The organism is Veillonella sp. 3_1_44, assembly GCF_000163715.1.
GTDB classification, from domain to species: Bacteria; Bacillota; Negativicutes; order Veillonellales; family Veillonellaceae; genus Veillonella; species Veillonella parvula_A.
Genome location: NZ_GG770202.1, coordinates 59,913 through 74,074, shown reverse-complemented (window position 1 = coordinate 74,074; position 14,162 = coordinate 59,913). Strand labels below are relative to the sequence as shown.

The window sequence follows — 14,162 nt, the reverse complement described above, 5'->3', positions numbered from 1 at the left end:
TTCATAAAATTTGTTTAATATAGTACTCATTCCAAGCAATTTATGCTATAATGATAAAGATTTATTAGTCTTTATAAATAAGATGTAAACTCTTTATGGGGATGAGTTCTAGGAGGAATTTATGTTTAAACCAAAAGCTTATAAAAGTATGCTTGCAGCGTCCGTGTTGACTGCTGTCATGGGGACAGGCAGTGTATTTGCTGCTGAGGTACAAGCTGGCTATACTCCAGATTTAAATAGCACAACGACGACTAATGCTGCTACAGCAAATGATGCAGCTACTACACAAGCTGTTTATAATGCTGATGCAACTACTACAACTATACAAGATGAAACTGATGCAGCTATCTTAGCTGCTCGTGGTGATACGACTATATCTAGTGACGGCACTGTAGTAAAAGGTTCTGATGGAACTGTTACAGTCAATAATGCTGCTTTAAAAACTGATGATAAACAAGTAAAAATGGTATCTAAAACTACTGGTGGTACTGATCTTGATAAGGCTGCTGAAAATGGCCAAACTCAAGCTGTTACAACAGTAGAAGCACAATATGTCACATCTGCTAGTGCTGAATCTGTTAATCCTTACGTAGGTAAATTGATTACCGGTTTATCTATATCTGGCGTTACAGCTGAACAGCAAGCAAATTTGTTGCCAATTTTAACTGAAAAAGTTGGCGATACCGTATCTGTTGATGGCGTATTTAAAGATGTAACTAATCTTGGTAATACTGGTTACTTCTCCGAAGTAAATCCTGTATTTACTTCCGTGCCTGAAGGCGTAAAATTGGACTTTGCCGTAACAGTAAATCCAGTTACTACTGGCGTTTCCTTTGAAGGTAATACTGTATATTCCTCCGAAGTATTGACTAAGTTCATGGATATTCAACCAGGTCAAGTTCTTAACTCTGTATCCGTAGGGCAAAAAGTTCAAGGCATTAATGCTGCATATGCTCGCGATGGCTATATGTTAGCACACGTTGATGGTATCCGTGTAGATGACCAAGGCATACTTCATATACACATTGTTGAAGGTGTCGTAGAAGATATCATTCCAGCAGGTAACAAGAAAACCCGCAATAAAGTTATTACTCGTGAATTTGTTCAAAAGAAAGGAAAACCTTTTAATAAATTCTTGGTACGTCGTTCTGTAGAACGCGTATATAACTTAGGTTTCTTTGATGACGTAAACGTTCGTATGTTGCCAGGTGAACAAGATCCAAATAATGTAATTATTGAAATCGATGTATTGGAACATAAGACTGGTACCATCACATTAGGCGCTGGTTACTCTAAATCTGATGGATTGATGGGTATTGTTGAATTTGGTGAAGATAATTTACGTGGTACTGGCGATAAATTTAAAGTTCACTGGGAAATCGGTGGTAAGAAAAAATATAAGAACTACCAAATCTCCTATTTGAAACCTTGGATTGATAGCAAAGGTACATCCCTTGGCTTCTCCTTCTTCAACCGCGAAGATGAATACACAGATTACAATGAAGATGGTAGTGAAGTAGCAGAATACAATAAGAAATCTCGTGGTTTCAATATTTCCTTCGGTCGTCAAACTGGGGAATATACTCGTGATTACTTGACATTAGAATCTCGTAAAGATACTTATAAATGGGATGATGATGATAGCTCTGGTTTCCGTTATGATAAAAATGCGGGTAAAGGTACAAACTGGGATAATGGTTCCTATAACTTTGCATCTGACAACTATGTAAAAAATAACTTCGGTCGCATTAACTCCGTAACATGGCAAAAAGTATACGATTCTCGTGATAATATCTATGAACCAACTCGTGGTCGTCGTATTTCCTATACTACACAATGGGCTGGTCATGGTTTAGGCGGTGACTTCGACTTCTATAAATTCACAGCTGAAGCACGCATGTATAAAAAACTTGGTGCTAAGAATGTATTGGCATTCCGTGCACGTGGTGGCTTTATTCAAGGTGATGCTCCTTATAGCCAATTGTTCACATTGGGTGGTGCTGATTCCTTACGTGGTTATGAAGATGATCAATTCCGTGGCAAGTATATGTACAATGCTACATTGGAATTCCGTTTCCCAATCGTTAAAAAGGTTAGTGGCGTATTGTTTACTGATATCGGTGATGCATGGGATGCACCAAATGTTACATGGTATAATAGCAAGAAAACCTTTAACTATGGCGTTGGTGCTGGTGTTCGTATTACGACTCCAATTGGTCCAGTTAAACTTGACTATGGCGTGGGTAAACACAAAAATAAATTCCACTTCAGCTTCGGTACACAATTCTAATATAGTAAATGTATATGGTGAAGGCCTCTTTTTAAAGAGGCTTTCACCAATATCTCTATATGGCATCCTTTGATGCAGTGATTTAAAGAAATGAGGGCACTCTATTATGATGCGAATGATGAACAACAAGGCGAATGTAAAGATTTTTTCCATCGTCATTGCTGCAATTTTTATTGTTGGTATTGGTGCGTTAGCTTATACGCAAATGGCTTCGCCTAGTAGTAATAGTGGGACTAGTACTATTGGGGTTATTGATACATCTCGTATGTTGTCTCAAGATAATCCAATTTATATCTCTGCAGCTCAAGAATATATGAGCTATCAAAGCCAATTACAACAAGAAACGCAAGCTAAAATTGATGCAGCACAAGATGATGCTACTAAACAAAAAATCGCTGAAGAAGCGCGTCAAAACCTAGCAAAAAAAGATCAAGAAATTGCTAAATCCGTTCAAGATAAAGCTATGGAGGCTGCAAAAGCAGTTGGTGATGCTAAGGGTCTTAGCGTTGTTATGACTAAAGATACTGTACTATATGGCGGTGTTGACATTACAGATCAAGTATTGAAAAAACTAGCTACTGATGCAAAAAAATAAACTGTAGTTCTATGTAAGGGAGAACGACAATGAACGGGAAACAACGATATATAGGACTAGTCATATTTCTCGTTGCTGCAATAAGTGCTATGGTTTGGGCCTATGGTTTTGTAACAAATCGCCAACAGGGTCCTGATGGCATGTCAATAGGTGTTGTACGCATTGATGATGTACTAGCGTTTAATCCATCCTATGCGGATTATAAACAAGCCAAGAATGAACTGGAACTTTTACAACGTCAATATGAACTTGAACAACAAGCCTTAAATGCCAAGTCAGAGACACAAGATGAACAGTTGAAAACACTTGCACTGGATTCAACCTTGTCAGATGCTCTTACGGTAGAATTGCAAACTCGTATTGCAACAAAAGAAAATGAACTAAATCAGCAATTAAATTCGAAGCGCAATGAATTGACTCAAAAGTATTTAGCTGAGTTAAAGGTTAGTACTAATGAATATGATCTGGAAATCGTAAACCTTCAATTAGACTTATATGCCTATGATGCACGTGTATATATAGATGATGCACAAAGAGCAGCGGCTATGGCTGAAAAGGCTAAAAAAGAAGAAAGGTTAAAAGAATTATTAGCTAAGAGAAAGCCGTCGGATTTCGATGTGGATTCAATTAAAGCAAAGGTACAGGCTGAGCTTGCTCCAATGCAACAAAAAGGGCAGGAAGAGCTCAATCAATACGCTGCATCCCTACAGAAGGAATTAGCTGAGAAACGAGACTCCATGGTGCAACAACAAGCACAAGCCATCATTGCTAATAATAATCTGCCTGTGGCGCAAGAGTGGAATGATACATGGGCAAAAAAGCTTTCAGATAAAGAAGCTGAAGTGAGTGCGCTTCATGAGGCCATTTTAGAAGATGTTCGTATGCGCGTAGCAATTATTGCTGAGGAACAACATTTGGATTTAGTCATCATCGATGATGGTGGTAATATTAAAGGGCTTGATATTACTGATGCAGTGAAGGCGTCCTATCGAGTTCAATAAGGAGTTATATTATGAATAAACGTATTAAATCTTTAGTATTAAGTGCAGCTTTAGTAGCTTCTATGGCTATCTTAGGTGGTTGTGGTTCTAACAATGTTGGCTATGTGGATAGCGTGAAAGTAGCAAATAGTACTGAAAAAGGTATTGAAATTACTAAAGAGATTAACGCTAAAAAAGCGGAATTAGATGCTAAAATTGCTGCTGCTGATGAAGCATCTAAACAAAATGTATTTAACCAAGCGAATCAAGAATTAAATGCCTTTGCAAATGCAAAAGCACAAGAATACCGTCAATATCAAGAACAAAAAATCAATGAACTTGTGAAAGAAAAAAAACTTGATGTTATTATTGAAAAAGGCGCTGTTGTTGGTGGTGGCTCTGATGTAACCGATGATTTGATCACAAAAATGGGTAAGGCTTCTGACGATCAAATCAAAGAAGTTGAAAACGCAGCTAAAGCTCAAGAGCAACAAGATGCTCAGCAAAATGCACAGCAAGCAGATCAAGCTACAACAAGTACAACTGAAGCTGCACAATAATTGAGGATTACCACAGGGGGAGGAGTTTGCCTTGGAAAAAACTTTACAGGAACTCGCAAATTTAGTAGGCGGTCAACTTATAGGGGATGAGTCTATTGTCATTACTGAGACACGTAGCTTTGAACAAGCGGTAAAACAATCCATAACTTTTGCAATTGGTGAATATGTTGAACATATTGCGTTATGCCAAGCGGGTGCTGTTATCGTTGAATCAGAAGTAAAAAATGCACCGATGGCGCAAATCGTAGTTGATAATGCAAAATCTGCATTTGCCCAAGTGCTAGAAGTATTCCATCCACCTGTTGTAGTTCCCCGTGAAGTGCATAGTACTGCTATTATTGGCAAGAATGTTACACTTGGTAAAAATGTAGCTATTGGTGCCTATTGTGTTATTAATGATAATGCTGTTATCGGTGATAATGTAACGATTCGACCTTATGTATATATTGGTCATAATGTACGAATTGGGGAAGATTCTGACATCTATGCGGGTGCTATCGTACATGAGAACTGTATTTTGGGTAAACGCGTTGTATTGCGTGCTAAAGCAGTTATCGGTGGTGAAGGTTTTGGTTTTGCCACAGAAAATGGTATTCATACGCATATTCCTCAAGTAGGCAATGTTATTCTTGAAGATGATGTAGAAATTGGCTCTTGCACTACTATCGACAATGCTACAATGGGATCTACCTTGGTACGCCGCGGTACCAAAATTGACAATCTTGTTCACCTTGGCCACAATGTTGAGATTGGAGAAGATTGTTTCTTAATCGCACAGGTTGGGATTGCAGGTAGTACAAAATGTGGTAACCATGTAATCTTTGCAGGACAAACAGGCTGTACAGGTCATATTACAATTGGAGATAATGTACAATTTGCAGGTAAAACAGGAATTACTGGCAATGTGCCTTCTAATTCTGTTATGGCTGGGTATCCAATGAGACCTCATAAAGAGTGGCTAAAATTGGCTGCTTACGAGAATCGTTTGCCAGAAATGGTGAAAACTGTAAAACAATTACAAAAAGAAATTGACGCTTTGAAAGCACAGCTTAAGGAGAGCTAATAATCCATGTATAGGTTTATGAAAATCTTTAGTGCCTTTATTTGCTTATTACCTAAAGGTTTGCAATATGCTATTGGTACATTGCTTGGTGAAATTGCGTGGTTAGTGGTGCCACCTAAACGCAAGCGCCTGGCGATAGGCCAAATTTTATTCTGTAATATTACAGATGATCCTAAAGAAGCTCGACGTATTGCGAAAGCTAGTACTACACGCTTTGGCCGTATGATTATTGATGTATTGCGCTATCCTGAAATTAAAGATGGCGCATACAAAGATATGGTGGAGTTTATTAATCGAGAGTACTTAGATGATGCCTTAGAAAATGGTCGAGGTGCAATTTTAGCTGCTGTTCATAGTGGTAACTGGGAACTTTTAGGTGGCGTTCTTGCTTCTGAAGGATATCCGCTGATTTCTGTGGCTATGAAACAGAATGGTGATGCCGATAAGTTTATCAATGAATATCGTCGGATTATGCATCAACATGTGACCTATAAAACAGGTGTTCGTGAAATGATTAATGAACTAAAAAAAGGTGCATTTTTAGGCCTTATTATGGATCAGGACCCTGGTGATGATGGCGTTCTTGTACCATTCTTTGGCTATGAAACATTGACGGCTGCGGGGCCAGCTGTACTGGCTCGTATGCAAGATGTGCCTATTATTTTTGTAACCATACATTATAGCCCGTTTTCTGAGAAATATGAGATTGAAGCACATCCACCAATTTATGTGGAACGTACAGATGATAAAAAGCGTGATATAGCGGTAACAACAACTCGTCTAAATGAGTTTATTGAAGATTATATTCGACGATATCCTGAAGATTGGTTCTGGCTTCATAACCGTTGGAAATGGACTCGTCGTTTTTATGGTGAACAAATAGATACACCACCTGATGTTTTTCAATAGTTAATAATTTTAAAGAGATTTTGTTTATGCGATTGTGGAATCTTCAAGATGAAACTGATTCCTACTAGCATGGATGAAATCTCTTTTTATTTTATAACTTATAACTTAGTGTTTAAAAATAATCTATTAAAATTTTAAAGACTAAGAATAGTCTTTCCAATTAGCGTAATATATGGTAAATTTCTTGTAACGCCTATGCAAATAGGGTATAATACATATTGGTGTATAGTAAACGTGAATTCAGATTATGAAAGGACTTTCTTATGAGTAAGCCACAACAAACAATTAAACAGGCTATTTCATATCAAGGGATTGGCCTTCATAGCGGTGAACCAGTGAATATGGTTTTTAAACCTGCACCTGAAAATACAGGAATTGTGTTTATCCGCACGGACATTGAAGGTCATCCTTCTGTGCGAGCACACATTGATAATGTGACGAACACTATGCGCGCTACTACATTGGAAAATGGTGAAGCGAAGGTTTTCACTGTAGAACATGTTATGGCTGCGTTCAGTGCTATGAATATTGATAACTGTTATATCGAGATGGATTCTCCTGAACCTGCTGTAGGTGATGGTAGTAGTGCTATTTTTGTAGGCCTTATAGAAGAGGCTGGCATTCAAGAACAAACAGCACCACGTCATGTATATAAAATAACTCGCTCTCATACTATTTATGATGGTGATCGTTTTATAGTTATTTTGCCATACGATGGCTATCGCATTACATTTACATCGGTTAACAGTCATCCGTTACTTGGTACGCAAAATTGCGATTTTGAGGTTTCACCAGAATACTTTAAAGAGCATATTAGTGCTGCTAGAACTATCGGATTTATGAAAGAATTAGAACAATTACAGGCTATGGGCCTTGCAAAAGGTGGTACCTTAGATAATGCGTTAGTTTATGATGATGAGAAGTGTTTGTCTGTACCTCGCTTTGATGACGAATTAGTTCGTCATAAGGCATTAGACGTAGTAGGAGACTTATTCTTATTAGGACGAATCGAAGGTCATGTAATTGCTATGAAATCGAGTCATGAATTAAACTCAAAATTGGCTCGTAGTATAATGGAAGAAATAAGGGAGACACAGCCATGATTCTTAATCACGAAGACATTTTAGAAATTTTACCTCATCGTTATCCTATGCTTTTGGTAGATCGCATCGTTGAGTTAGAACCTATGAAACGCGCTGTGGGCATTAAAAATGCTACATTCAACGAATTGTTCTTCCAAGGTCACTTCCCAGGTAATCCAGTAATGCCAGGCGTGTTATTGACTGAGGCTATTGCACAAGTTGGTGGTATTGCTTTGCTATACCCTGAAGAAAACCGAGGTCTTACACCTATGTTTACAGGTATTGATAAAGTTCGTTTCCGTCATCCTGTAAAACCTGGTGATCAAGTGCGTATGGAAGTTGATATTGTAAAAATCAAAGGTAAAATGGGTAAGGTTGAAGGCCGTGCCTATGTTGGCGACAAATTGTGCGCTAGCGGTGAATACATGTTTGCCCTTGTATAATGATTGAGGAGTGATTGTAGTGATAGTTGTAGGCATGGAAAATGCAGAATCCAACATCCATAGTACAGCCATAGTCCATCCAAATGCTAAATTGGGCAAAGATGTAATCGTAGGTCCTGGCGCTGTAATCGGCGAACATGTCGAAATTGGCGAGGGGACACAAATCGGTGCACATGTTGTAATTGGTGGTTGGACAACCATTGGTAAGCGTTGTGAGATTTACCCTAACGCATCTATTGGGTTGGAACCGCAAGATTTAAAATTCAAAGGCGAAAAAAGCTATTGTAATATTGGCGATGAAACGGTTATCCGTGAATTTGTCACTATTAGCCGCGCTACTGGCGAAGGTGAAGAAACACGTGTAGGCAATAACTGCTTGCTTCAAGCATGTACACATGTGGCTCATAACTGTATTGTTGGCAATAATGTAATTATGAGTAACTGTGCAGGTTTAGCTGGTCACGCTATCGTTGAAGATCGCGTAGTTATTGGTGGCCTTGCAGGTATTCATCAATTTGTTAAGATTGGTCGAAATGCTATGGTTGGTGGCATGGCTAAGGTGGTCCAAGATATTCCACCATACGTTATTGCTGATGGTCAACCAGCGCGTGTTATCGGCCTTAACTCTGTTGGTTTATCTCGTGCAGGTATTTCAGAAGAAGTACGCCGAGATTTGAAACAAGCATTCCGTATTATCTATCGTTCTGGTTTTAGTTTATCTAAGGCTATTGAAGAAATGGAAATGCAGCTTGATTCTTCTGTAGAAATTGAAAATTTATTACGCTTCTTACGCAATGCCGATCGTGGTATTATGCGTACACGTCGCGACTAATTCAAAAGACCTCGTACAATGTACGAGGTCTTTTTGTGTAATCTATAAATATTAATATTTTTATATGATCTATAAAATTTAGGCTTTTAATTGGATAAGAATTTTATAATAGTAGTTCATTAATATTAAATATTTTGATAAAAATATCTGAATATATTTTACGTTCCTGAGTTGTAAAATTAGGATTAAAATAATTCTGTTAAAATGTTGAAGAAATAGGCATAAAACATGGTGTTTTAATGGTAAAAAGTGGCTATTTATAGTACAATATATTGTATATGATTATGTCTTTTTTGAGGCATTATTTATTGTAAATTTGTAATTACTAATTGATATATAGGCCGTAGGTCATCTAGGAGGTATAGTCTTGGCAAAGGTAGGATTGATTGCAGGCATTGGAGTTTTACCTGTAGAATTCATGCGTGCCGCTCATGTATTAGGTCACGAGGTAGTTGTTATCGGCGTGGTTCCAGATGTAGACCCGGCTCTAAAGGCTGAGGCTGATGCTTTCTACGATATTGGTGTTGCTAAACTAGGTAAAATCTTCAAAACCTTGAAAAAAGAAGAGGTTCAAGAGTTAACTATGCTTGGGAAAGTTACTAAAGAGATTCTTTTTAAAGGCCTTACGTTTCCTGATTTAAAAACATTAGGCGTTTTAAAGCGTCTTAAAAATCGTAAAGATGATACGATTATGCTCGCTATCGTTGATGAAATAGAACGGGAAGGCTTTAAAGTATTAGATCAAACAGCATACTTAAAACCATTTATGCCAAAGGTAGGGGTGCTTTCAAAAGCACAACCTACAGATGAGCAATGGGCTGATATTTGTTTTGGTTTTGAACTAGCTAAACAAATGGGTGCCCTTGATATAGGTCAAACTGTTGTTGTTAAGCATAAGGCGGCCATGGCTATTGAAGCTATTGAAGGTACTGATAAGTGTATTTTACGAGGTGGTGAGCTCGGCCGTGGGGATGCGGTTGTTGTTAAAACCGAAAAACCAAATCAAGATGTACGCTTTGATGTGCCGGCAGTAGGCATAAAAACGCTCATGTCTATGATTGATAGTGGTTGTAAGGTACTAGCTGTAGAAGCGGAAAAGACTATTTTCGTACAACAACAAGATGTGCTTGATATGGCAGATCGTCATGGTATTGTTATCTGTGCTGTTGACCAAGAATTTGTAAATTCCAGAAAGGATGCATAATGAAAGTCATGTTTTCCGCCGGTGAAGCTTCCGGCGATACTCATGCGGCAAGTGTAGCCAATGCATTGAGAGAAATAGATCCTTCTGTAGAAATGTTTGGTATGGGTGGCACCTTGATGGAGCGTGCTGGTGTTCGTATCGTGTATGATATTAAGAATCTTGGTGTCATTGGTATTGTAGAGATTGTGAAATCATTGCCAAAATTCTTTAAGTTGCGCACGTATTTGAAACGCGTCATGATGAAGGAGAAACCAGATATTCTCGTTTGTGTAGATTACCCAGGTTTTAATATGAAATTAGCTGCGGTGGCTCATGAACTGGGGATTCCTGTTTTGTATTATATTGCTCCAACGATTTGGGCATGGCATAGTAGTCGAGGTAATACAATCCGTAAGTATGTAACTAAGGTAGCATCTATCTTCCCATTTGAAGCTGAAGCATATCGCAAGTATAAATGTAATGTAGATTTTGTAGGGCATCCTTTACTCGACATCGTACATCCTACGATGACTAAGGATGTGGCCGAAGCATACTTTGGGGCTCGCAAAGAGGCTAAAAAGATATTGCTCATGCCTGGCAGTCGTAAACAAGAGGTTTTATCCTTACTTGATACGATGTTAAAAAGTGGTGAGCAATTGATGGCGAAACATGAAGATATTCAATTCTTCTTGCCTCGAGCACATACAATTGATCGAAGTGAGCTAGAAGAGTTTATCGATGTTCATAAGGTGCCTGTTACGATTACGGAAGACCATACATATGACTTGATGCAGATTTGTGATGTGTGCCTTGCTGCATCAGGAACGGCTACATTAGAAACGGCGATGATGGAATTGCCAACGGTATTATTGTATCGTGTATCTCCAATTACGTATGGTATTGGTAAGATGGTTGTGAATGTAACACATGTGGGCTTGCCTAATATTGTAGCGGGTAAAGAAGTCATTCCCGAATTATTACAAGATGCTGTCACTCCAGACGCAATTGTGTCTTTGGTAGAACCATTGCTCAGCGATGTAGACAAAAATGAAGCTATGCGCAGTGAATTGCGCGAAGTACGTCATAAATTAGGTGAGCCGGGTGCAGTAAAACGGGTAGCACATCTTGTATATAATCTCGGTAAGGAGAAATGTAATGAATAGTTATTCTAGGCTCTTATACTTTGTAAAGCCTTATTATAAGCGAATGCTTTTTGCAGTATTCTGCATGATTGTCGCTGCTGCTGCCTATTTGGTGGTACCTTGGCTAATTAAGAATGTAGTAGACCAAGTATTAGATGAAAAGAATATGTTTATGTTGAACCTTATTGTAGGTGCTATTATACTCATTTTCCTAATTCGTGGCTTTGCTACCTATGGTCAAACTTATAACATGTCCTACATCGGACAGCGCGTGATTATCGATGTACGTGAGGCTATTTTTAATCATCTACAAAAATTAAGCTTATCCTATTTCGATCGTCGTAAGACGGGCGTTATCATGAGTAATCTTACAAATGACGTAGCTGCATTGCAAACGGCGGTGGTAGATAACTTGATTTCTTTTATCACTGAATCTGTAACACTTATCGGTTCCTTGGTATCCATGCTTCTCATTGACTGGAAATTGACGTTAGTTACTTTTATTACGGTTCCCGTAGTTTTAGTGATTATCAATGTGTTTGGTAAGAAGCTTCGCGTGGCGGGGCATGATGTCCAAGGGCGTGTAGCTGATATTACGGCACTTTTACAAGAGGTAATTAGTGCAGTTCGCGTTGTAAAATCCTTTGCTCGTGAAGATTTTGAGCGTAAGCGCTTTGAAGACGAAAATGATCGCAATTTTAAAGCAGTTATCAAAGCTACTAAATTGACTAGCTTGTTAAGCCCAATGGTTGAGTTTTCTGCGGCAATCGCTGTAGCGGTCATCCTTTGGTACGGTGGTTACTCCGTAGTAACAGGTGCTATTACTGCAGGCTCTTTGATTGCTTTCTTGATTTATGCTATTAACTTGTCAAATCCCGTAAAACGTTTGAGTCAAGTATATGGTAATATTCAAAAGGCGTTGGCTGCTGCCGATCGTGTATTTGAAATTTTAGATACTAAAACAGATGTTGTGGAGAAACCTGATGCTATTACATTGCCTGCTATTACCGGCAATGTGGAGTTTAATGATGTTTCTTTCTCCTATGATGGAGAAAAGACTGCCTTAGAAAACTTTACCTTGTCAGTTAAGGCTGGCGAAAGTGTAGCCCTTGTTGGACCATCTGGTGCAGGGAAGACAACTCTCGCTAATTTACTACCTCGTTTCTATGATGTAACCGGTGGTTCTATTACAATTGATGGTTACGATATAAAAGATGTTACTTTTAAATCTTTGCGTGAACAAATTGGTCTTGTACCACAGGAAACCGTATTATTCAATGCTACAATTAAAGAGAATATCTTGTATGGCCGTTTAGATGCTACTGATGAAGACGTGTATGAAGCGGCTAAAGCGGCTAATGTACTTGAGTTCGTTGAGAAAATGCCTGATGGTCTCGATACGATTGTAGGTGAACGAGGCAGTTCGCTATCTGGTGGACAACGTCAACGCGTTGCTATCGCACGTGCTATTTTAAAAGATCCTCGAATTCTAATTTTAGATGAAGCCACATCTGCTTTAGATACTGAGAGCGAAAAGCTTGTACAAGAGGCGTTAGATCGTCTCATGAAAGGGCGTACGGCATTTGTCATTGCCCATCGATTGAGCACCGTTCAAAATGCTCATCAAATTGTTGTACTTAATCAAGGTCGCTTGGTAGAGCAGGGGACTCACCAAGAGCTATTAGCTGTTGACGGCGGATTGTACAATCATCTTTATTCCGTTCAATTCTCCAATAAAGGATAACCATGTACTGGATATATAACGTATTGCTCATATTTTATTGGATAGGCTTGATTCCGGTTATTTTATACCGACTTGCCTTTGAAGATGGCTTTTATGAGCGTATCAAACAAAGTGCAGGCTATATGCCCGCTTCGCTATTAAAGAAAATTGAAGGGCGTCGTGCTATTTGGATTCACGCCGCTTCCGTAGGGGAAATTGTGGCTACCAGTCCATTGGTAAAAGAGGTTAAAAAGGAATTTCCTGAAGCTGTTGTGGTTGTGTCAGTAGTTACTGCTACTGGTCATGCTATGGCTCATCGTATCATTCCTGAAGCAGAAGGAATTATATTCTTTCCCCTTGATTTGCCGTATTTAACTCGTAAAATTTTACATATTATTAAGCCGATTACTATTTTACTCGTAGAAACTGAAATTTGGCCAAACTTCTTGCGTATCGCCGAATCGGAAAACATTCCAGTTATGATGGTTAATGGACGCATTTCAGATCGCAGTATGAAACGTTATAAGTATATCAGTGCTTTTACGCGTGAAATGTTACGCTCTATTGAGCGTTTCTGCATGCAGTCCAAATTTGATGCGGCGTATATTGAAAGTTTAGGTGCTCATACACCTGATATTACCGTAACAGGTAATATGAAATACGATCAAACATATGCCACCGTATCATATGAAGAAAAACAAGCTCTTCTCGATGAATTTGGCTTTGGAAATAATCATCCTATCATTATTGCAGGTAGTACTCACAAAGGTGAAGAAGAGGCTATTTTTGAAACCTTCAAGCAAGTATTGAAAGAGTATCCACAAGCTCGTTTATTGATTGCGCCTCGTGAAATTTATCGCGGTCATGATGTGCAAAATATTGCAAAGCGTTATGAATTGAGTGCTATTTGTCGTAGCGATATGAAGGAGCCTGTTCATGAAGGTATTCCCGTTGTCGTTTTAGATACCATTGGTGAACTTGGCCGACTGTATAGCTTAGGCGATATTATCTTTGTTGGTGGTTCCCTTGTTAAAACTGGAGGCCATAATATTTTGGAACCAGCTGCACATGGTAAGCCAATTTTGGTTGGGCCTCATATGTTTAACTTTAAAGAAATTTTCGCCTTATTAAACTCTCGAAATGCTTGTGAGCAAGTGAAGAATGGAAAAGAGTTAACCACTATGGTCTTGCGTTTATGTAAGGATAGAGACTTGGCTAAAAAGATGGGGCAAAACTGCCTGGATATCATTAAAGAAAATCGTGGTGCTACGCGGCGTAATACACAAGAGTTACGTTTGCTATTTGAGAAACATCAAATTATTCCGTAGTAAGACTAAATTTGTAGATTAGTTTACTGTAT

General features: G+C 38.6%; 13 protein-coding genes. All 13 read left to right on the top strand.

The window, feature by feature from the left end; translation table 11 throughout:
* Nucleotides 1-121: 121 nt before the first annotated feature.
* The 13 genes from HMPREF0873_RS09420 (at nucleotide 122) to HMPREF0873_RS09360 (ending at nucleotide 14,130) form a co-directional block, all read left to right on the top strand.
* The gene (locus HMPREF0873_RS09420; protein ID WP_038125908.1) at nucleotides 122-2,290 is read left to right on the top strand and encodes an outer membrane protein assembly factor; all 2,169 of its coding nucleotides are present in this window, start codon (nucleotides 122-124) and stop codon (nucleotides 2,288-2,290) included.
* A 106-nt stretch (nucleotides 2,291-2,396) separates the two neighbouring features.
* Entirely contained in the window at nucleotides 2,397-2,885 is a 489-nt protein-coding gene (locus HMPREF0873_RS09415; RefSeq protein WP_004695463.1) for an OmpH family outer membrane protein, read from the top strand.
* A gap of 29 nt (nucleotides 2,886-2,914) precedes the next feature.
* On the top strand, nucleotides 2,915-3,886 hold the full coding sequence (locus HMPREF0873_RS09410; protein WP_008715796.1) for a hypothetical protein: 972 nt from the start codon (nucleotides 2,915-2,917) through the stop codon (nucleotides 3,884-3,886).
* 11 nt (nucleotides 3,887-3,897) lie between these two features.
* On the top strand, nucleotides 3,898-4,425 hold the full coding sequence (locus HMPREF0873_RS09405; protein WP_004695467.1) for an OmpH family outer membrane protein: 528 nt from the start codon (nucleotides 3,898-3,900) through the stop codon (nucleotides 4,423-4,425).
* Nucleotides 4,426-4,456: 31 nt separating this feature from the next.
* Nucleotides 4,457-5,488, top strand: coding sequence for a UDP-3-O-(3-hydroxymyristoyl)glucosamine N-acyltransferase (gene lpxD, locus HMPREF0873_RS09400; RefSeq protein WP_004695469.1), 1,032 nt, complete (start codon nucleotides 4,457-4,459; stop codon nucleotides 5,486-5,488).
* Nucleotides 5,489-5,494: 6 nt separating this feature from the next.
* Nucleotides 5,495-6,397 (top strand): lysophospholipid acyltransferase family protein, encoded by a 903-nt coding sequence (locus HMPREF0873_RS09395; RefSeq protein ID WP_004695471.1) that lies wholly within the window; start codon nucleotides 5,495-5,497, stop codon nucleotides 6,395-6,397.
* A 263-nt stretch (nucleotides 6,398-6,660) separates the two neighbouring features.
* The gene (lpxC, locus tag HMPREF0873_RS09390; protein WP_038125906.1) at nucleotides 6,661-7,500 is read left to right on the top strand and encodes a UDP-3-O-acyl-N-acetylglucosamine deacetylase; all 840 of its coding nucleotides are present in this window, start codon (nucleotides 6,661-6,663) and stop codon (nucleotides 7,498-7,500) included.
* The gene (gene fabZ, locus HMPREF0873_RS09385; protein WP_004695477.1) at nucleotides 7,497-7,922 is read left to right on the top strand and encodes a 3-hydroxyacyl-ACP dehydratase FabZ; all 426 of its coding nucleotides are present in this window, start codon (nucleotides 7,497-7,499) and stop codon (nucleotides 7,920-7,922) included. The genes lpxC and fabZ overlap by 4 nt, the downstream gene beginning before the upstream one ends.
* Before the next feature lie 19 nt (nucleotides 7,923-7,941).
* Entirely contained in the window at nucleotides 7,942-8,754 is an 813-nt protein-coding gene (gene lpxA, locus HMPREF0873_RS09380; protein ID WP_082717876.1) for an acyl-ACP--UDP-N-acetylglucosamine O-acyltransferase, read from the top strand.
* Between the two features lie 367 nt (nucleotides 8,755-9,121).
* Complete coding sequence (locus HMPREF0873_RS09375; protein ID WP_038125905.1) at nucleotides 9,122-9,958, top strand: LpxI family protein; 837 nt, start codon at nucleotides 9,122-9,124, stop codon at nucleotides 9,956-9,958.
* Nucleotides 9,958-11,100, top strand: coding sequence for a lipid-A-disaccharide synthase (lpxB, locus tag HMPREF0873_RS09370; protein ID WP_008715788.1), 1,143 nt, complete (start codon nucleotides 9,958-9,960; stop codon nucleotides 11,098-11,100). Before HMPREF0873_RS09375 ends, lpxB begins: the two co-directional genes overlap by 1 nt.
* Complete coding sequence (locus HMPREF0873_RS09365) at nucleotides 11,093-12,823, top strand: ABC transporter ATP-binding protein (RefSeq protein WP_008715786.1); 1,731 nt, start codon at nucleotides 11,093-11,095, stop codon at nucleotides 12,821-12,823. The genes lpxB and HMPREF0873_RS09365 overlap by 8 nt, the downstream gene beginning before the upstream one ends.
* A 2-nt stretch (nucleotides 12,824-12,825) precedes the next feature.
* Complete coding sequence (locus tag HMPREF0873_RS09360; RefSeq protein WP_038125904.1) at nucleotides 12,826-14,130, top strand: 3-deoxy-D-manno-octulosonic acid transferase; 1,305 nt, start codon at nucleotides 12,826-12,828, stop codon at nucleotides 14,128-14,130.
* Nucleotides 14,131-14,162: the final 32 nt, after the last annotated feature.